This window comes from Roseateles sp. GW821-FHT09H11 (genome assembly GCF_059415845.1).
In genome coordinates this window covers 508,385-525,833 of the sequence record NZ_JBWKOA010000003.1, presented here as the reverse complement: position 1 = coordinate 525,833, position 17,449 = coordinate 508,385, and the positions used below count along the sequence as shown (strand labels likewise).

16 protein-coding genes are annotated in these 17,449 nt (G+C 66.3%); 6 read left to right on the top strand and 10 right to left on the bottom strand.

What is annotated here, in order from left to right; all coding sequences use genetic code 11:
• Positions 1 to 119 precede the first annotated feature (119 nt).
• The 6 genes from AC07PR_RS13145 to AC07PR_RS13120 form a co-directional block, all read right to left on the bottom strand.
• The gene (locus AC07PR_RS13145; RefSeq protein ID WP_495135554.1) at positions 120 to 1,661 is read right to left on the bottom strand and encodes a 2-isopropylmalate synthase; all 1,542 of its coding nucleotides are present in this window, start codon (positions 1,659 to 1,661) and stop codon (positions 120 to 122) included.
• A gap of 132 nt (positions 1,662 to 1,793) precedes the next feature.
• Positions 1,794 to 3,479 (bottom strand): 2-isopropylmalate synthase, encoded by a 1,686-nt coding sequence (leuA, locus tag AC07PR_RS13140; protein ID WP_377152560.1) that lies wholly within the window; start codon positions 3,477 to 3,479, stop codon positions 1,794 to 1,796.
• Positions 3,480 to 3,733: 254 nt separating this feature from the next.
• The gene (pssA, locus tag AC07PR_RS13135; RefSeq protein ID WP_495135553.1) at positions 3,734 to 4,582 is read right to left on the bottom strand and encodes a CDP-diacylglycerol--serine O-phosphatidyltransferase; all 849 of its coding nucleotides are present in this window, start codon (positions 4,580 to 4,582) and stop codon (positions 3,734 to 3,736) included.
• A 92-nt stretch (positions 4,583 to 4,674) separates the two neighbouring features.
• The gene (gene ilvC, locus AC07PR_RS13130; RefSeq protein ID WP_067275671.1) at positions 4,675 to 5,691 is read right to left on the bottom strand and encodes a ketol-acid reductoisomerase; all 1,017 of its coding nucleotides are present in this window, start codon (positions 5,689 to 5,691) and stop codon (positions 4,675 to 4,677) included.
• A gap of 51 nt (positions 5,692 to 5,742) precedes the next feature.
• Positions 5,743 to 6,234: an acetolactate synthase small subunit gene (gene ilvN / locus AC07PR_RS13125; protein ID WP_431261263.1), complete on the bottom strand. Its 492-nt coding sequence runs from the start codon at positions 6,232 to 6,234 to the stop codon at positions 5,743 to 5,745.
• 176 nt (positions 6,235 to 6,410) lie between these two features.
• A complete protein-coding gene (locus AC07PR_RS13120; RefSeq protein WP_483107322.1) occupies positions 6,411 to 8,207 on the bottom strand; it encodes an acetolactate synthase 3 catalytic subunit in 1,797 nt (598 codons plus the stop codon).
• Between the two features lie 270 nt (positions 8,208 to 8,477).
• Here AC07PR_RS13120 and AC07PR_RS13115 point away from each other — a divergent pair, with 270 nt between their 5' ends.
• The 5 genes from AC07PR_RS13115 to AC07PR_RS13095 all read left to right on the top strand — a co-directional run bounded on the left by AC07PR_RS13115 (position 8,478) and on the right by AC07PR_RS13095 (position 11,397).
• Complete coding sequence (locus tag AC07PR_RS13115; protein WP_067275679.1) at positions 8,478 to 9,044, top strand: RNA polymerase sigma factor; 567 nt, start codon at positions 8,478 to 8,480, stop codon at positions 9,042 to 9,044.
• Positions 9,041 to 9,559 (top strand): DUF3619 family protein, encoded by a 519-nt coding sequence (locus AC07PR_RS13110; RefSeq protein WP_483107323.1) that lies wholly within the window; start codon positions 9,041 to 9,043, stop codon positions 9,557 to 9,559. Before AC07PR_RS13115 ends, AC07PR_RS13110 begins: the two co-directional genes overlap by 4 nt.
• Positions 9,560 to 9,681: 122 nt before the next feature.
• A complete protein-coding gene (locus tag AC07PR_RS13105) occupies positions 9,682 to 10,431 on the top strand; it encodes a DUF3106 domain-containing protein (RefSeq protein WP_495135552.1) in 750 nt (249 codons plus the stop codon).
• Positions 10,432 to 10,440: 9 nt separating this feature from the next.
• Entirely contained in the window at positions 10,441 to 10,992 is a 552-nt protein-coding gene (locus tag AC07PR_RS13100; RefSeq protein WP_377152543.1) for an RDD family protein, read from the top strand.
• 27 nt (positions 10,993 to 11,019) lie between these two features.
• Positions 11,020 to 11,397, top strand: coding sequence for a diacylglycerol kinase (locus AC07PR_RS13095; protein WP_431104762.1), 378 nt, complete (start codon positions 11,020 to 11,022; stop codon positions 11,395 to 11,397).
• Between the two features lie 113 nt (positions 11,398 to 11,510).
• Here the strand turns inward: AC07PR_RS13095 and AC07PR_RS13090 are convergent, their stop codons facing one another.
• Together AC07PR_RS13090 and AC07PR_RS13085 are read right to left on the bottom strand one after the other, a co-directional pair.
• Positions 11,511 to 11,849, bottom strand: a complete 339-nt coding sequence (locus tag AC07PR_RS13090; RefSeq protein WP_067275693.1) for a P-II family nitrogen regulator — start codon at positions 11,847 to 11,849, stop codon at positions 11,511 to 11,513.
• A gap of 67 nt (positions 11,850 to 11,916) precedes the next feature.
• A complete protein-coding gene (locus AC07PR_RS13085) occupies positions 11,917 to 14,022 on the bottom strand; it encodes an NAD(+) synthase (RefSeq protein WP_495135551.1) in 2,106 nt (701 codons plus the stop codon).
• A 58-nt stretch (positions 14,023 to 14,080) separates the two neighbouring features.
• On the opposite strand from AC07PR_RS13085, the gene AC07PR_RS13080 reads away from it, so the two are divergent.
• Complete coding sequence (locus AC07PR_RS13080; protein ID WP_495135550.1) at positions 14,081 to 15,301, top strand: GNAT family N-acetyltransferase; 1,221 nt, start codon at positions 14,081 to 14,083, stop codon at positions 15,299 to 15,301.
• 25 nt (positions 15,302 to 15,326) lie between these two features.
• Here AC07PR_RS13080 and AC07PR_RS13075 read toward each other — a convergent pair whose 3' ends face one another.
• Positions 15,327 to 16,574 (bottom strand): glycosyltransferase, encoded by a 1,248-nt coding sequence (locus AC07PR_RS13075; protein WP_483107327.1) that lies wholly within the window; start codon positions 16,572 to 16,574, stop codon positions 15,327 to 15,329.
• Between the two features lie 216 nt (positions 16,575 to 16,790).
• The gene (gene ppa / locus AC07PR_RS13070) at positions 16,791 to 17,330 is read right to left on the bottom strand and encodes an inorganic diphosphatase (protein ID WP_331614326.1); all 540 of its coding nucleotides are present in this window, start codon (positions 17,328 to 17,330) and stop codon (positions 16,791 to 16,793) included.
• Between the last annotated feature and the right edge of the window lie 119 nt (positions 17,331 to 17,449).

Below are 17,449 nucleotides of genomic sequence, written 5' to 3'. Positions count from 1 at the left end.
TGGGCGCGAGTGTAGGGGATCGCTGAAAGACCGGCAAGATCAATGACTTAACGCAGGCTCTTAAAGTACCTGAATCCGTGCCATCCGACGCGCCCAAGGGCTCCGCGTGCGTTGTCCTGTCAACCTTGGGCGGCGACCCGCTCCGTCTTGCTCTGCAACTTGTTCAGAGCGCTCAAATATGCTTTGGCCGAGGCGACCACGATATCGGGATCTGCCCCCACGCCGTTCACCACGCGCCCCGCATGTTGCAGGCGCACCGTGACTTCGCCCTGCGATTCTGTGCTGCCGCTGGTGATCGCGCTGACCGAATACAGCAGCATTTCCGCCCCACTTTGGACCTTGCTCTCGATCGCCTTGAGCACCGCGTCCACCGGGCCGTTGCCATCGCTCTCGGTGCGGTGTTCGATCTCGCCCTCGGCGAAGACCACCTGCGCCTGCGGCCGCTCACCGGTCTCGGAGCGCTGCGCCAGCGCCACCAGCCGGTAATGCTCCTGGAGTTGGGAGACCGACTCGTCCATCACCAGCGCGATGATGTCCTCGTCGAAGATCTCGGACTTGCGGTCGGCCAGATCCTTGAACCGGACGAAGGCGGCGTTGATCTCGGCCTCCGACTCCAGCACCACACCCAGTTCCTGCAACCGCTGCTTGAACGCATTGCGGCCGGACAGCTTGCCCAACACGATCTTGTTGGCACTCCAGCCGACGTCCTCGGCGCGCATGATCTCGTAGGTGTCGCGGGCCTTCAGCACGCCGTCCTGATGGATGCCCGACGCATGTGCGAAGGCATTGGCACCGACCACCGCCTTGTTCGGCTGGATCACAAAACCGGTCGTCTGCGAGACCAGCCTCGACGCCGGGACGATCTGCGACGGATCCACCCGAACGTCCAGGCCGAAGTAGTCGCGACGGGTCTTCACCGCCATCACGACCTCTTCCAGCGAGCAATTGCCGGCCCGCTCGCCCAGGCCGTTGATGGTGCACTCCACCTGGCGCGCGCCGCCGATCTTCACGCCGGCCAGCGAGTTCGCCACCGCCATGCCCAGGTCGTTGTGGCAGTGGACGCTCCAGATCGCCTGGTCGGAGTTCGGCACGCGCTCGCGCAGCGTCTTGATGAACTGGCCGTAAAGCTCCGGGATCGCGTAGCCGACCGTGTCGGGGATGTTGATCGTGCGAGCGCCCTCGCGGATCACCGCCTCGACGACGCGGGCGAGGAACTCCGGATCGGAGCGGTAGCCGTCCTCCGGCGAGAACTCGATATCGTCGGTCAGGTTGCGGCCGAAGCGCACGGCCTGGATCGCCTGCTCCAGCACCTGCTCGCGGGTCATGCGCAGCTTCTTCTCCATGTGGAGCTCGCTGGTCGCGATGAAGGTGTGGATGCGGGCGCGCTCAGCCCCCTTGAGCGCCTCGGCGGCGCGGGCGATGTCGCGGTCGTTCGCGCGAGCCAGCGAGCAGACCGTGCTGTCGCGGATCGCGTCGGCAATCGCCTTGACCGCCTCGAAATCGCCCTGGCTCGCCGCCGCGAAGCCGGCCTCGATCACGTCCACCTTCAGCCGCTCCAACTGACGCGCAATGCGCAGCTTCTCGTCCCTGGTCATGGACGCGCCGGGCGATTGCTCACCGTCGCGCAGCGTGGTGTCGAAGATGATCAAGTGGTCGGACATGTCGGGGCTTCCTTGCGGTGGCGGGCCGCGGGCCGGAGCGGCCCGATCAGCGAGTTTAGGCGGCGAGCGCGGCGCACGAATGAGACGCCCTCATGAGACGTCCGAGGGCGGCGCGGGGGCCGCCCCGGTCCCTCACACGGCGACGCGGTCGGCGAGCTTGAGCACGCCGCGTTGCGACGCACGACGCAGGCCGGAGACGATCGCCTTCAGCGAGGCCGACGCGATGTTGCCGTCCATGCCGACACCGAACAGCGTCGCGTCGCCGACGCGCAGCTCCAGGTAGGCCACCGCCTGGGCATCGGCGCCGCTACCCATCGCGTGCTCGTGGTAGTCGAGCACCCGCACCTGGGTCTTCAGCAGCTTGTTCAAGCCCTCGACGAAGGCGTCGATCGGACCCTTGCCCTGTCCGTCGATCTTGACCATGCGGACGCACAGGTCCGCCTGCGCCTGCACGCGGGTCTGGCCGTCCTCGGCGGTATCGATCTGCGGATGCAGCGACGGCGCCTGCTTCACGCCGTATTCGCGGTCGAAGATGCGCCACAGGTCGGCCGCGCCGAGTTCCTTGCCGTTGGTGTCCATCACGCCCTGGACGATCTGGCTGAACTCGATCTGCAGGCGACGCGGCAGCTCGATGCCGTACTCGGCCTCGAGCAGGTACGAGATGCCGCCCTTGCCCGACTGGCTGTTGACGCGGATCACCGCCTCGTAGCTGCGGCCCAGGTCCTTCGGGTCGACTGGCAGATAAGGGATCTCCCAGATGTCGCCCTCCTTGCGGGCGGCGAAAGCCTTCTTGATCGCATCCTGGTGCGAACCCGAGAACGAGGTGTAGACCAGTTCCCCGACGTACGGATGGCGCGGATGCACCGGCAACTGGTTGCAGTGCTCGACGCAGCGGCGGATCTCGTCGATGTCGGAGAAGTCCAGTTCCGGATGCACGCCTTGCGTGTAGAGGTTGAGCGCGACGTTCACCAGGTCCAGGTTGCCGGTGCGCTCACCGTTGCCGAAGAGGCAGCCTTCGAGGCGATCCGCGCCGGCCATGATCGAGAGTTCGGCGGCGGCCGTGCCGGTGCCGCGATCGTTGTGCGGATGCACCGACAGCACGATGCAGTCGCGTCGTTCGACGTTGCGGCCCATCCACTCGATCATGTCGGCGAACAGGTTCGGCGTGGAGTGCTCGACCGTCGACGGCAGGTTGATGATGATCTTGCGCTCCGGGGTGGCGCCCCAGGCCTCGGTCACCGCGTCCACGACGCGCTTGGAGAAACTCAACTCGGCGCTGGAGAACATCTCCGGCGAGTACTCGAAGCGGAAATCCGTCTCCGGCTGCTTCTCGGCGAACTCACGGATCATCCGCGTGTGGGTGACGGCCAGGTCGACGATCTCGTCCTCGCTCATGCCGAGCACGACGCGGCGCATGACCGGAGCAACCGCGTTGTACAGATGGACGACGGCGCGCTTGGCGCCGACCAGCGATTCGAAGGTCCGTTCGATCAACGGTTGGCGCGCCTGCGTCAGCACCTGGATCGTCACGTCGTCCGGAATGTGGCCCTGCTCGATCAGCAGCCGCACGAAGTCGAAGTCGGTCTGCGACGCCGAGGGGAAGCCGACCTCGATCTCCTTGAAGCCGATCTTCACCAGCATCTGGAACATGCGCAGCTTGCGCTCCGGATCCATCGGCTCGATCAGCGCCTGGTTGCCATCGCGCAGGTCGGTGCTCAGCCACAGCGGCGCCTTCGTGATCTGCACGTCGGGCCAGCGGCGGTCCGGAAGGGCGATGGGGGCGAAGGCGCGGTACTTGGTCTGCGGTTGCTTGAGCATGAGAGCGTTCCTGTGGGTTCAGGGGCGCAACTCGCAGACTCTCCAGAAACAGGAACGGCCCGTTGCGAGTTGCATTCGGGCCGTTGATCTGGGATGAGCGTCTGGATGGACGGACGTGCGCGATCTAGCGAACCCGAAGGTCACCTAGTAGTAGCAGCGCAATTCGGGCCGGGGACGTCATAGCTGTTGAATATAGAGGCGCGGCCTATGCAGCGTCAACGTCAGTGGGCGAATCACCGAGCCGCAAGCATTCGCTATCGGTGAAGGCCCGCTTCATCAGGTTCGTCGGTCGACATCGCGATGACGCTTGCCGGTTTGCCCTTGGCGCGCCGAACCGCATAGACGACATAGCCCGAGATGCCGTACGCGCAGAAGACGCCGAACAGCACGCGCGGCGGGTCGATGTTGATCGCCGCGATGGCCAGCATGATCACGACCAGCACGATGAAGGGCACCGAGCGCTTGAAGGTGATGTCCTTGAAGCTGTAGAACGGCGCGTTGGTCACCATCGTCAGGCCAGCGTAGAGCGTGAAGCCGAAGGCCAGCCACGCCAAGGTCGGATCGCGGTGGATGTCCTTGTAGCCCGCGCTGTCGAGCGCCCAGATCAGGCTCATCACCAGCGCTGCGGCTGCAGGGCTGGGCACGCCCTGGAAGAAGCGCCGGTCCACGACCGCGATGTTGGTATTGAAGCGCGCCAGACGCAGCGCGGCGCCCGCGATGTAGACGAAGGCCGCGAACCAGCCCCACTTGCCCAGGCCCTGCAGCGCCCAGGAATACATGATCAGCGCCGGCGCCGCGCCGAAGGAGACCATGTCGGACAGCGAGTCCATCTGCTCGCCGAAGGTGCTCTGCGTGTTGGTCATGCGGGCCACGCGGCCGTCCAGACTGTCGAGCACCATCGCGGCGAAGATGCCGTAGACGGACTGCTCGAAGCGGCCGCCGATGCCCATCACGATCGCGTAGAAGCCGCTGAACAGCGCCGCCAGCGTGAAGAGGTTGGGCAGCAGGTAGATGCCCTTGTGGCGTGGGCGCTGCGGGGCGTCGAGGCTGTCCGCCTCGTCCTCGTCGAGCAGGTCCACGTTCTTGTTTTCGGTCGAATTCATGGGGCCGGAGGATAACCCAGCGCATCAACGGAAAAGGCCGCGCGGTGCGACCCGCGCGGCCTTCTGGACTGATCTGACGCGATCTGCGTGGATCAGTTCTTGGACTTGTCGACCAGCTTGTTGGCCTTGATCCACGGCATCATCGCGCGCAGTTGCTCGCCGACCTGCTCGATCGGGTGCTCGGCGGTCAGGCGGCGGCGGCTGATCAGCGTCGGGGCGCCGGCCTTGTTCTCCAGGATGAAGGACTTGGCGTACTCGCCGGTCTGGATGTCCTTCAGGCACTGGCGCATCGCGTCCTTGGTGGCCGCAGTCACCACGCGCGGACCGGTCACGTACTCGCCGTACTCCGCATTGTTGGAGATCGAATAGTTCATGTTGGCGATGCCGCCTTCATAGATCAGGTCGACGATCAGCTTCAGTTCGTGCAGGCATTCGAAGTAGGCCATTTCCGGCGCATAACCGGCTTCGGTCAGCGTCTCGAAGCCCGCCTTGATCAGCTCGACGGCGCCGCCGCACAGCACGGCCTGCTCACCGAACAGGTCGGTCTCGGTCTCCTCGCGGAACGAAGTCTGGATGATGCCGGCCTTGCCGCCACCGTTCGCGGCCGCGTAGCTCAGGGCCAGGTCGCGCGCCTTGCCGGTCTTGTCGGCGTAGACGGCGATCAGGTGCGGCACGCCGCCGCCCTGCTTGTAGGTGTTGCGCACCGTGTGGCCCGGGGCCTTCGGGGCGACCATCCACACGTCCAGGTCCTCGCGCGGCTGCACCTGGCCGTAGTGGACGTTGAAGCCGTGAGCGAAGGCCAGCGACGCGCCCTGCTTGATGTTGGGCTCGACTTCCTTCTTGTAGACGTCGGCGATCTGTTCGTCGGGCAGCAGGATCATGACCACGTCGGCAGCCTTCACCGCGTCGGCGATCTCGGCGACCTTCAGGCCAGCGCCTTCAGCCTTGGCCCAGGACGCGCCGCCGCGGCGCAGACCCACGGTGACCTTCACGCCGCTCTCGTTCAGGTTCTGGGCATGGGCGTGGCCTTGTGAGCCGTAGCCGATGATGGTGACGTTCTTGCCCTTGATCAGGCTGAGGTCGGCGTCCTTGTCGTAATACACGTTCATGGTGGTCTCTCCGGGGAAAACAGGTCAGGGGTTGTTCAGTGAAGGATGCGCTCAGACGCGCAGGATGCGTTCGCCGCGGCCGATGCCGCTGGTGCCGGTACGCACCGTCTCGAGGATCGCGCTGCGGTCGATCGCGTCGATGAAGGCGTCGAGCTTGCCGGCATCGCCGGTCAGCTCGATCGTGTAGGTCTTCTCGGTGACGTCGATGACGTGGCCGCGGAAGATGTCGGCGGTGCGCTTGAGTTCCTCGCGCTCCTTGCCGACGGCGCGCACCTTGATCAGCATGAGCTCGCGCTCGATGTAGCGGCCCTCGGTCAGGTCGACGACCTTGACGACCTCGATCAGCCGGTTCAGGTGCTTGGTGATCTGCTCGATCACGTCATCGCTGCCGCTGGTGACGATGGTCATCCGCGACAGCGACGGGTCTTCCGTCGGCGCCACGGTCAGGCTCTCGATGTTGTAGCCCCGGGCGGAAAACAGCGCGACGACGCGCGACAGCGCACCCGGCTCGTTCTCGATGAGCAAAGCAATGATGTGTTTCATGAAGTCTCGTCCTTCGCGCTCTTCAGACCGCCGGCGGTAACCGGTCGGCCCTTGGCCACGCTCTTCGATCTAGGAAATCAGGTCGGTTCACCCTGAGCGATTCGGACCGTCCGCCGCCGGTCGCGACGCGCGCGGTAACGCGCGTCTCGCCGGACAGCTTCAGGCCGTCACCGGTCTCAGAGGTCCTCGGACCCCAGCAGCATCTCGGAGATGCCCTTGCCCGCCTGGACCATCGGCCAGACGTTCTCGGTCGGATCGGTGCGCACGTCGATGAAGACGGTGCGGTCCTTCAACCGCATCGCTTCCCGCAGCGCGGGCTCCACGTCCGAGGGCTTCTCCACCAGCAGGCCCACGTGTCCGTAGGCCTCGGCCAGCTTGACGAAGTCCGGCAGCGCATCCATGTAGCTGTGCGAGTAACGCTTGCCGTAGTCGAGCTCCTGCCACTGCCGCACCATGCCGAGGTAGCGGTTGTTCAGCGAGACCACCTTCACAGGCGTCTTGTACTGCTGGCAGGTGGACAACTCCTGGATGTTCATCTGGATGCTGCCCTCGCCGGTGATGCAGAACACATCCGACTCGGGCTTCGCGAGCTTGATGCCCATCGCATACGGCAGGCCCACGCCCATCGTGCCCAGGCCGCCGGAATTGATCCAGCGACGCGGCTCGTTGAAGCGCAGGAACTGGGCGGCCCACATCTGGTGCTGGCCGACATCCGACGTGAAGTAGGCGTCGCGGTCGCGGGTCAGGTTCCAGAGCGTCTCGAGGACGTACTGCGGCTTGATGACCTCGTTGGACTGCTTGTAGGCCAGGCAGTCGCGCTTGCGCCAGTCGTTGATCTGGCTCCACCAGGCGTTGATCGAGTCGGCGTCAGGTCTTGCCTGCGCTTCCTTGATCTGCGCGATCAGTTCCTGCAGCACGTCCTTGACGTCGCCGACGATCGGGATGTCCACGCGCACGCGCTTGGAGATCGACGACGGATCGATGTCGATGTGGATGATCTTGCGATCGACCGACGAGAAGTGCTTCGGGTTGCCGATCACGCGGTCGTCGAAGCGTGCACCGACGGCCAGCAGCACGTCGCAGTGCTGCATCGTCATGTTCGCTTCGTAGGTCCCGTGCATGCCCAGCATGCCGAGGAAGCGTGGATCGCTGCCAGGCATCGCGCCCAGGCCCATCAGCGTGTTCGTGCAGGGATAGCCCAGCAGGTCCACCAGTTGGCGCAACTCTGCCGTGGCCTCGCCCAGGATCACGCCGCCGCCGGTGTAGATGTAGGGGCGTTTGGCGCCCATCAGCAGTTGGACCGCCTTGCGGATCTGCCCGCTGTGGCCCTTCTTCACCGGGTTGTAGGAGCGCATCTCGACACGCTCCGGGTAGTGGAACGCAGTGCGATTGAGCGAGACGTCCTTCGGGATGTCCACCACGACCGGACCGGGACGACCCGTGCGCGCGATGTGGAAAGCCTTCTTCAGCGTCGTCGCGAGGTCGCGCACGTCCTTGACCAGGAAGTTGTGCTTCACGATCGGGCGTGTGATGCCGACGGTGTCGCATTCCTGGAAGGCGTCGAGGCCGATGGCGGGCGTCGGGACCTGACCGGTGATGATCACCATCGGGATCGAGTCCATGTACGCCGTCGCGATGCCGGTGATCGCGTTCGTGACGCCGGGACCCGAGGTCACCAGCGCAACGCCGACTTCGCCGGTTGCCCGGGCATAGCCGTCGGCGGCATGCACGGCAGCCTGCTCATGACGTACCAGCACATGCTGGATGGCGTCCTGCTTGTAGAGCGCGTCGTAGATGTAGAGGACGGCACCGCCTGGATAGCCCCAGAGGAACTTCACGCCTTCGGCCTGAAGACTCTGAACCAGGATTTCGGAGCCATTCAGTTCCTGACCAGAACTGACGGAATGGGGGTGCGGTTGTGAGCGAGCTTCCGTGATCGCTGCACGTTTGATGTCCGCGGCAGACATGTCCATATGTCGAACCTCTGAGTTTTTTCTCTGACGAAAAACCATCGGTGCTTCTCCTCGCGCTCTTGTGAAGCGGACTTGAAACGTCGCGTCAAAAACAGGGGCGCCCCGGTTGGGCGGCCTACTTGAGACAGAAAATGCGGTGTGCGAGCCGCCGATTATGCATGCAAACCCGCACATGTCTGGATTCGATCGCAGTCTGTAGCGCTGATGCGATAATCCGCGCCGTTTTGCCCGCTCGACCGCCCTAGACCCGCCCTCTGACGGCGCCAGCCCTTGGCCACAGACAAAGAACTCAACGACTTTCTCAAAACCGCCGATCGACGCGCCTTCAAGCGCACGGTCTACATGGTTCGAGACGAGGACGCCGCGCTGGACATCGTCCAGGACGCCATGATCCGGTTGGCCGAGAAGTATTTCGACCGCCCGGCGGCGGAGCTGCCGCTGCTGTTCCAGCGCATCCTGTCCAACGCCACGATGGACTGGTTCCGGCGGCAGAAGGTGCGCAACGCACTGTTCAGCAACCTGTCGGACTTCGAAGGCGCCGATCCCGGCGACGACTTCGACCTGCTGGAATCGCTGGAGACGCGGGAAGGATCGATGGGCGCGCTGTCGGCCGCGGACGAGGTCTCGCGCGTTCAAGTGCTGGCAGCGATCGAACAGGAAGTTGCAGCGTTGCCGGCACGTCAACGGGAAGCCTTCCTCCTGCGTTACTGGGAGGAACTCGACGTCGCCGAAACAGCAGCGGTCATGGGTTGCTCGGAGGGCAGCGTGAAGACACACTGCTCCCGCGCCGTGCATGCGCTGGCCAAAACGCTGAAAGCCAAGGGAATCTCGCTATGAAGAAGAACACGCCAGGAACGCCGCTGCCGCTCGAGGCGGACGCGCGCGTGACCCGTTTCGGACTCCGGGTGGCCGCGGGCCTGACCGAGCACAGCGAGACCTTGTCCGGCGACATCCAGGAACGACTGCGCTTCGCGCGTGAGCAGGCGCTCGCCAGGGCGATGGCGGCACGCGCCGCGGCCCCTGCACAGACCGCCTCCGATATCCGCCAGGTGGGCGGCGGCGCGCTGGCCCTGGGCGGCGGCGAGAAGACCCCGCGCTGGAGAAAGGCCGCGACCCTGCTGCCGCTGGCGCTGCTGCTGGGTGGCCTGCTGCTGATCCAGCACAGCCAATGGTACGAGCAGATCCGCAGCGCGGCCGAACTCGACACCGAGATGCTCTCCAAGCCGCTGCCGCCGGCGGCGTATAGCGATCCTGGCTTCCGCGAATACCTGAACGAGGATCAGACCGACCCCAACAACCCGAACGGGGCCGCCGACGGCGAGAAGTCCGACGAAGCCAAATCGTCGCAGTGAGGCGCTGCGTGGTCAGTTCCTTCCGTTTTCTCCCGTTCGCGAGGGGTGATCTGAGCGTCTTCCCTGATCCTTCCACATCGCGCCGTCAGGTTCACCGCCTGAGTTCGGCAGCCGTCTGCGGCATGCTCGCGTTCAGCGCCGCGATGGCTTCGGCCCAGGACACCGCCGCTTCCGCGCCGGTCGAGGGAGCCACCTCGGTCGTCTCGCCCGCACCGCGCGCCTCGTCGCCAGTCAGACCCGTCTCGCCGGCGGTCACGCCCGGCGCTCTGACCAGCAGCCAGAACTGGGCCTCTCTGAGCGCGTCGCAGAAGGAGGCGCTGGCCCCGCTGTCCAAGGAATGGGATCAGCTCGACGGTGCCCGCAAGGGCAAGTGGCTGGAAATCGCCGCCCGTTATCCGACGCTGCCCGCTGAGCACCAGCAACGTCTGCGCGAACGCATGGTCGAATGGACCAGGATGTCGCCAGCGGAGCGCCAGCGCGCTCGCATCGGCTATCAGCACGCGAACGAACTCCGCGCGCCAGAACAGGAAACCAGACTGCGCGAGAAGTGGGACGCCTACCAGGCGCTGTCACCTGAGAAGCGCCAACGCCTGGTGGAGCGCGCCGCGGAGAAGGCCTCGGCGGCCGGCCGTGACGCCCCCCCGACACCCAATCGCGCGAAGGCGCCGATCCAGCGCACGCCGCTGACCGCGACGACTGGCCCGACGATCGTCCAGGCCCTGCCCGGCGCCACCACGGTGCTGATGACGCAGCGCGCCGAGCCGCCGCTGCTCGGCGCCAGCGCCGCGCCCGGACGGCCGATCCGCTCGCCGCGCGATGCGAAGCTCGACCCGGACACGCTGCTCCCCCGGCGCGACGGAGCCAGCCGCTAAACTGGCCGGATGACCTCCGCCCCCGCCGCCGGCAAAGACACACCGCCGGGCCTGATGCGCCGCCTCGCCGCCTTCATCTACGAAGGCGTCGTCTTGTTCGGCGTCGTGTTCATCGCTGGCTGGCTCTACTCGACACTCACCCAGCAGCGCAATGCGCTGGTCGGTCAGCATGGCCTGCAAGCCTTCCTGTTCCTGGTGCTGGGCATCTATTTCATCTGGTTCTGGTCGCGCGGCGGCCAGACCGTGGCAATGCGGGCCTGGCACCTGCGCGTCGTCGACGCGAACGGCCGCCCGCTCACGCAAGCCCGCGCCACGGCCCGCTACCTGGCCGCCTGGCTCTGGTTCCTGCCGGCGCTGGCCAGCGTGCACCTGCTGGGCCTGGACCGCAGCACCGGGGCGATCTTCGGCGCGATGTTCGCCGGCATCGCCGGATACCTGCTGCTGGCCCGACTCCATCCCCAGCGGCAGTTCCTGCACGACGTGATCTGCGGCACCCGCCTGATCACGCAGTTGCCGCCGCCTCGACCAAAGAAGTCCGCCGCACTGCCGGCTGACTCCTGATTCTTCTGATCTCCCGCCCCCCCGACGATGAGCAACCCCCACAAGGGCCGCACCGGCCTGGATCGCATCCTGCACGCCGCCGGTTACTCCTGGGCCGGTCTGCGCGCCGCCTACCGCGGCGAAAGCGCCTTCCGCCAGGAGACCTGGCTGACGATCATCGGCCTCCCGCTAGCGTTCTGGGTCGGAAGGGACTGGGTGCAGGTCGCGCTGCTGGCCGGCTCGCTGATCCTGGTGCTGATCGTCGAGTTGCTGAACTCGGCGGTCGAAGCGGTCGTGGACCGCGTGTCGTTCGAGCTGCACGACCTCAGCAAGCGGGCCAAGGACATCGCCAGCGCCGCCGTGCTGCTGTCGCTGGTGCTGGCCGGCGGCATCTGGGCGGCGGCCATCTGGCAACACCTGCGCTGACGCGGTCGAGCGCCCTGGGCCTGAGGTCTCCCTGGTTGCCTGAATGACAAAGGGCGGACGCCAACCCGGCGCCCGCCCTTCCTGTTTCTGGTGACCCCGTCGGGGTCGCGCGGTCAGACCGCCGCTTCGTCCTGTTCGCCGGTGCGGATGCGGATGACCTGCTCCACGGCGGTGACGAAGATCTTGCCGTCGCCGATCTTGCCGGTCTTGGCGGCCTTCAGGATGGCGTCGATGGAGCGCTCGACCTCGTCGTCCTTCACGACGACCTCGACCTTGACCTTTGGCAGGAAGTCGACCACGTACTCGGCGCCACGGTACAACTCGGTGTGGCCCTTCTGGCGGCCGAAACCCTTCACTTCCGTGACCGTCAGGCCGGACGCGCCGACCTCGGCCAGCGCTTCGCGCACTTCGTCGAGCTTGAACGGTTTGATGATGGCGGTGATCTGTTTCATCACGGGGCTCCGAAAGGGGGATTGGCGGGCAGGACTGGCTGTGATTTAAGCACGGATCGCAACGACGTCAGTCCGGAATGCGGTCGAGTTCGGCGAGCCACACGGCGGGCTCCGAATCGCTCGGCGCACGCCAGTCGCCGCGCGGCGAGAGCGACCCGCCACTGCCCACCTTCGGCCCATTGGGCACGCAGCTGCGCTTGAACTGGCTGCCGCGGAAGAAGCGGCTCACGAAGATCCGCAGCACGCGCTTGATTTCGGCGAGCGGGTACTCGTTGCGCTGGACGTGCTCGCCGTCGGGCCACTCGCCGCGCGCCTTGTCGCCCCAGGCGTGGCGCGCCAGGAACGCGATCTTGGCCGGTGAATAGCCATGGCGGATCGTGTAGAACAGGTTGAAGTCCTGCAGCTCGTAACGGCCGATCTTGTCTTCGGTGCTCTGGAGGCCAGAGCCGTCCACGCGCGCATCCTGCGGCACGAGTTCGGGACTGATCTCCGTGTTCAGGATGTCGAGCAGCACTTCCTGCCCCGCGTGGCCGAGCTGCGCCGTCTCCGCGACCCAGCGCACCAGGTACTGGATCAGCGTCTTCGGCACAGAAGCGTTCACGTTGTAGTGCGACATGTGGTCGCCGACGCCGTAGGTGCACCAGCCCAACGCGAGCTCGCTCAGATCGCCGGTGCCGAGCACCAGCGCCCCGGTGTGATTGGCCAGGCGGAACAGGTGGCTGGTGCGCTCGCCGGCCTGGACGTTCTCGAAGGTCACGTCGTAGACCGGCTCGCCGGCGGCATACGGATGCCCAAGGTCCTTGAGCATCTGCTCGCAGCTCGGACGGATGTCGATCTCGCGCGCCTCGCAGCCGATTTCCCGCATCAGGCGCAGCGCCTGGTCACGCGTGCGTGTGCCCGTGGCGAAGCCCGGCATCGTGATGCCGAGGATGTTCGTCCGCGGCCAACCCATCTGGTCCATCGCTCGCGCGGCGACCAGCAACGCGTGCGTCGAGTCCAGCCCGCCCGAGATGCCGATCACCAGCTTGTGGATGCCACTGGACACCAATCGCTGCACGAGCGCCTGGACCTGGATCTGGAAGACCTCGTTGCAGCGCTCGTCGCGACGTTGGCGGTCGGACGGCACGTAGGGGAAGCGCTCGAGGCGGCGTCGCAGCGGCAGCGCCTGGGCGCGGTCCAGTCCCAGCTCGAACTCGACCGTGCGGAAGGCCTTCAACAACGGTGCATGCTGCCGCACCGAATCACCGAAGCTCGTCTGCCGCATCCGCTCGCGCGACAGCCGCTCGAGGTCCACATCGGCCGACACGAACTGTGAGCGACGCTGGAAGCGCTCGCTCTCGGCAAGGAAACTGCCGTTTTCATAGACCAGTGCCTGGCCGTCCCAGGCGAGATCGGTGCTGGATTCACCGGCGCCCGCCGAGGTGTAGACGTAGGCCGCCAGGCAGCGCGCCGACTGCTGGCCGACAAGCTGATGGCGATAGCTTGATTTGCCGACCGTGATGTTGGAGGCCGACAGGTTCACGAGCACGGTCGCGCCGGCCAGCGCGGCGTAGGACGACGGCGGGATCGGCGTCCAGACGTCCTCGCAGATCTCGACATGCAGACGCAGCAGCGGCTGGTCGGTCGCCGCAACGACCAGCCGCGTCCCGAAGGCCACGCGTTGGCCGAGCAAGGTGATCTCCTCGGAGATCGCCTCGTCGGCGGCGTTGAACTGGCGCGCCTCGTAGAACTCGCCGTAGTTGGGCAGGTAGGTCTTGGGCAGCACGGCCAGCAGCCGGCCGCGCTGGAACACGACGGCGCAGTTGAACAGTCGATGCTCGATGCGCAGCGGCAGGCCGACGATCGCGACGGTGGGCAGGTCGCGGGACACGGTCAGCAGATGCGCCAGCGCCGCCTCGCAGCCGTCGAGCAGCGGACGCTGATGGAAGAGATCGTCGCTGGTGTACGCGGCCAGACCGAGCTCGGGGAACGCCGCGACCGCGGCACCGTCCGCGGCGGCCTCGCGCAGCAGCTGCGCGGTCTGCTCGCCGTTGAAGCCCGGATCGGCCACGCGGCACAACGGGATGCCGACGGCGATGCGGGCGAAGTCGTGGGTGTAGAGGTTGTCGAAGGACAGCGCGGCGGAAGGGAACGTCGTTGCGCCAGTCGGGGTGGAAGTCGTCGTCGCTTGCATGGGAAGCATCCTGCCATCAAAGCGAAGGGTTTGACCTTGCGCCTAAGATTTGCCGCGCATGACTGCCCCGCCCTCGCCTCCTCCCTCCGCCGACGTGCCGGAACACGACGTCGCCCAGCCGCTGATCCGCGTCGACGACGATCCCGCCGCACTGCCCCGCGATCAATGGAACGCCCTGCTCGCCGCATCGCCGCTGCCGTCGCCGTTCATGAAGCTCGAGTACCTGAGCGCGATGCACGCGTCCGGCTCCGCGGTGCCGAAGAAGGGATGGCAGGCACAGTTCCTCAGCGTGTGGGACGGCGACGAACTGATCGCCGCCTGCCCGGCCTATCTGAAGGGCCACTCGTACGGTGAATATGTGTTCGACTGGGCCTGGGCCGATGCCTACGAGCGGCACGGGCTCGCGTACTACCCCAAGCTGCTGGTCGCCGTGCCGTTCACGCCGGTGCCGGGCAGTCGGCTGCTGGCGAAGGACGACGCCGCGCGCGAATGGCTCGTGAAGGCGCTGAAGGCTCTGACGGCGCGCTCGGAGCTCTCGTCGGTGCACGTCCTGTTCGGCGACGAGCAAGACCAACGGGCATTGACGGGCGACGATTGGCTCGCGCGGCAACAGGTGCAGTTCCACTGGACCGGTGACGGCGTGCCGCGTCCGTTCGCGGAGTACCTCGCGACGCTGCAACGCGAGAAGCGCAAGAAGATCCAGCAGGAGCAGCGCAAGGTCGTCGAGGCCGGCGTCCGTTTCGAGGCGCTGCGCGGTGCCGCGATCACGGTGGAGGACTGGGATTTCTTCTACGAGTGCTACACGCTGACCTACCTCGCGCATCGCAACAAGCCTTACCTGACGCGCGACTTCTTCGCACGGATGGCGACGGACATGCCTGAGCACTGGCTGATGTTCATCGCGCGGGATGCCCAGGGCGAGCGCGTGGCCGCGTCGCTGGTGGCGATCGACGAGTCGCAGCGCGCGGCGTACGGACGCTACTGGGGCTCGACGCGCTACATCCCCAACCTGCACTTCGACGCGTGCTACTACCAGCCGCTGGCCTGGTGCCTGGAGAACGGATGGCGCCGCTTCGAAGGCGGCGCGCAAGGGGAACACAAGATGGCCCGCGGCCTGATGCCGGTGGCGACGTACTCGGCGCACTGGCTGGCGCATCCGCAGTTCCGCGAGGCGGTCGCGGACTTCCTGGCCCGCGAGGGTGAGGCGATGGACGAGTACATCGACGAACTCGAACGGCATCAGCCGTTCAAGGCCGCGGCGCCGGGCGACGCCGCCTGACAGGGACGGACGCGACTGGCCGCGTTCAGCTCGTCGTCGTCGATGTCACCAGGCGCGGCTGCGTGCGCACGGCTTCGCCCGCATGTTCGCGGAAGAGCTTGGCCAGCTTGGTCGCGGCATCGTCGACGTCATGCCGCGCGAGCACGCGCACGCGCGCCGCTTCGCCCATGCGCTGGAGTTCGGCATCGTCGAGCTGCAGGCAATCGATCATGGCCTGCGCCAGCGGCTGCGGATCGCCGGCCGGCACCAGCCAGCCGTTCTCCGGCCGGACCAGTTCGGGGATCGCCGCGATCGCGGTGCTGATCACCGGACGGCTCAAGGCCATCGACTCCATCACCACCACCGGCAGGCCTTCCGCGAAGCTCGACACGACGAGCGCCCTCGACGCCAGCATCTCCTCGCGCACCTGGTCGCTGCTGATCCAGCCCGTGATGCGCACGCGGTCGCGCAGGCGCAGCGCGTCGATGCGCGCCTCGACCGGCTCACGCAGTTCGCCGTCGCCGGCCAGCACCAGTTCGAAATCGATGCCCTTCGCGGCCACCAGCGCGGCTGCTTCCAGCATCAACAGGTGACCCTTCTGCTCGCACAGCCGACCGACGGCCAGCAGGCGGCGGCCGCTCGCCGGCGCGGCCGGCGTGGCATGGAACGCCGGCTCGACACCGCAAGGCACGATCGGCACCTTGGACCAGTGCGAGTGATCCACCCACCGGTAGATCTGGCTGCGGCAGAACGACGAGATCGCCACGACGAACCGCGAGCGGCGGATCTTCTCGCCCAGATGCAGCATCTCGGGGCGGTCGAACTCCTCGGAGCCGTGGCAGGTGAAGCTGTAGCCGGGACCGCCCAGCGCCTCGATCAGCGCGGCGACCTCGGTCGCATTCGTCCCGAAGTGCGCGTGCACATGGTTCACGCCTTCGGCGCGCAGCAACGGCACGGCCAGGCAGGCTTCCGCCAGATAGATGAAGTGCACCGGCAGCGGCCGGTCGGCGCGACGTCCCAGCTTGAAGGTCAACGCCAATGCGGACAGGAACTTCGCCGGCGAGGTCAGCGCCTGGCGCGCCATCGCCTTCAGCAGCGGACCGACACCGCCGCGCAGGAGGTAGTGGGTGCGCGACTTCTCGTCCTGGTCGGTGGGATCGGGGGCGGCATCGTCCCAGCCGCGGACGGCCAGCCGCATCACGTCGACGCCCTGCTGCTCCAGCGCCAGGATCTCCCGGCGGATGAAGGTGTGGCTGACCTTGGGATAGTGATTGAGCAGGTAGGCGACTTTCACGTGACGATACTTCCGTGGTGAGGTCGCCCATTTTGGTGCCGCACGCACCAGCACACAACGTTAATCCCCAAAGCGGGGACATCTCAGTTGTAACGCACCGTCATGGCATCGTGTTTGCCACGCGGACATTCTTGCGGTCAGAAATGAAAAAGCGCCCACATGGGGCGCTTGTCGTACTGCAGCGAGCCTTGTAGGCCCGGCGTTCCAGTCCAGCGATCAGGCCTGCTGGGCCTTCGCGTAATTGGCCATGCCGTCGGTGATTTCCTTCTTGGCGGCTTCCGGGCCTTCCCAGCCCTTGACCTTCACCCACTTGCCGGCTTCGAGGTCCTTGTAGTGCTCGAAGAAGTGCTGGATCGCCTTGAGGCGCATCTGGTTGATGTCCTCGGGCTTGGTCCAGTGCTCGTAGATCGGCAGGATCTTGGTGGTCGGCACGGCCAGCAGCTTGGCGTCGCCGCCGGCTTCGTCGTCCATCTGCAGCACGCCGATGGCGCGGCAGGTCACCACCACGCCCGGGGTCAGCGGGAAGGGCGTGATCACCAGCACGTCGACCGGATCGCCGTCGTCAGCCAGCGTCTGGGGAACGTAGCCGTAGTTGCACGGGTAATGCATCGCCGTCGTCATGAAGCGGTCGACGAACAGCGCGCCGCTTTCCTTGTCGACCTCGTACTTGATCGGGTCGGCGTTCATCGGGATCTCGATGACGACGTTGAACTGCTCGGGCGCCTTCGCGCCAGGGGTGACTTTGTGCAGGCTCATGGTGGTGGACAGCGGTGAAAGCGGGGGAATCCGGAGGGTTCCGGAAAAGCAGCAATTCTAGAGGGTCGCCTGAACCGGCCCTGACGCCCTCCTCCATCGCGGGGATTCGTCATCCCTCG

Bases quoted from the DNA above. Each gene is read 5' to 3' on its own strand.
- AC07PR_RS13145 (WP_495135554.1), bottom strand. From the start codon at position 1,661: ATGTCCGACCACTTGATCATCTTCGACACCACGCTGCGCGACGGTGAG.
- leuA (WP_377152560.1), bottom strand. From the start codon at position 3,479: ATGCTCAAGCAACCGCAGACCAAGTACCGCGCCTTCGCCCCCATCGCC.
- pssA (WP_495135553.1), bottom strand. From the start codon at position 4,582: ATGAATTCGACCGAAAACAAGAACGTGGACCTGCTCGACGAGGACGAG.
- ilvC (WP_067275671.1), bottom strand. From the start codon at position 5,691: ATGAACGTGTATTACGACAAGGACGCCGACCTCAGCCTGATCAAGGGC.
- ilvN (WP_431261263.1), bottom strand. From the start codon at position 6,234: ATGAAACACATCATTGCTTTGCTCATCGAGAACGAGCCGGGTGCGCTG.
- AC07PR_RS13120 (WP_483107322.1), bottom strand. From the start codon at position 8,207: ATGGACATGTCTGCCGCGGACATCAAACGTGCAGCGATCACGGAAGCT.
- AC07PR_RS13110 (WP_483107323.1), top strand. From the start codon at position 9,041: ATGAAGAAGAACACGCCAGGAACGCCGCTGCCGCTCGAGGCGGACGCG.
- AC07PR_RS13105 (WP_495135552.1), top strand. From the start codon at position 9,682: ATGCTCGCGTTCAGCGCCGCGATGGCTTCGGCCCAGGACACCGCCGCT.
- AC07PR_RS13100 (WP_377152543.1), top strand. From the start codon at position 10,441: ATGACCTCCGCCCCCGCCGCCGGCAAAGACACACCGCCGGGCCTGATG.
- AC07PR_RS13095 (WP_431104762.1), top strand. From the start codon at position 11,020: ATGAGCAACCCCCACAAGGGCCGCACCGGCCTGGATCGCATCCTGCAC.
- AC07PR_RS13090 (WP_067275693.1), bottom strand. From the start codon at position 11,849: ATGAAACAGATCACCGCCATCATCAAACCGTTCAAGCTCGACGAAGTG.
- AC07PR_RS13085 (WP_495135551.1), bottom strand. From the start codon at position 14,022: ATGCAAGCGACGACGACTTCCACCCCGACTGGCGCAACGACGTTCCCT.
- AC07PR_RS13080 (WP_495135550.1), top strand. From the start codon at position 14,081: ATGACTGCCCCGCCCTCGCCTCCTCCCTCCGCCGACGTGCCGGAACAC.
- ppa (WP_331614326.1), bottom strand. From the start codon at position 17,330: ATGAGCCTGCACAAAGTCACCCCTGGCGCGAAGGCGCCCGAGCAGTTC.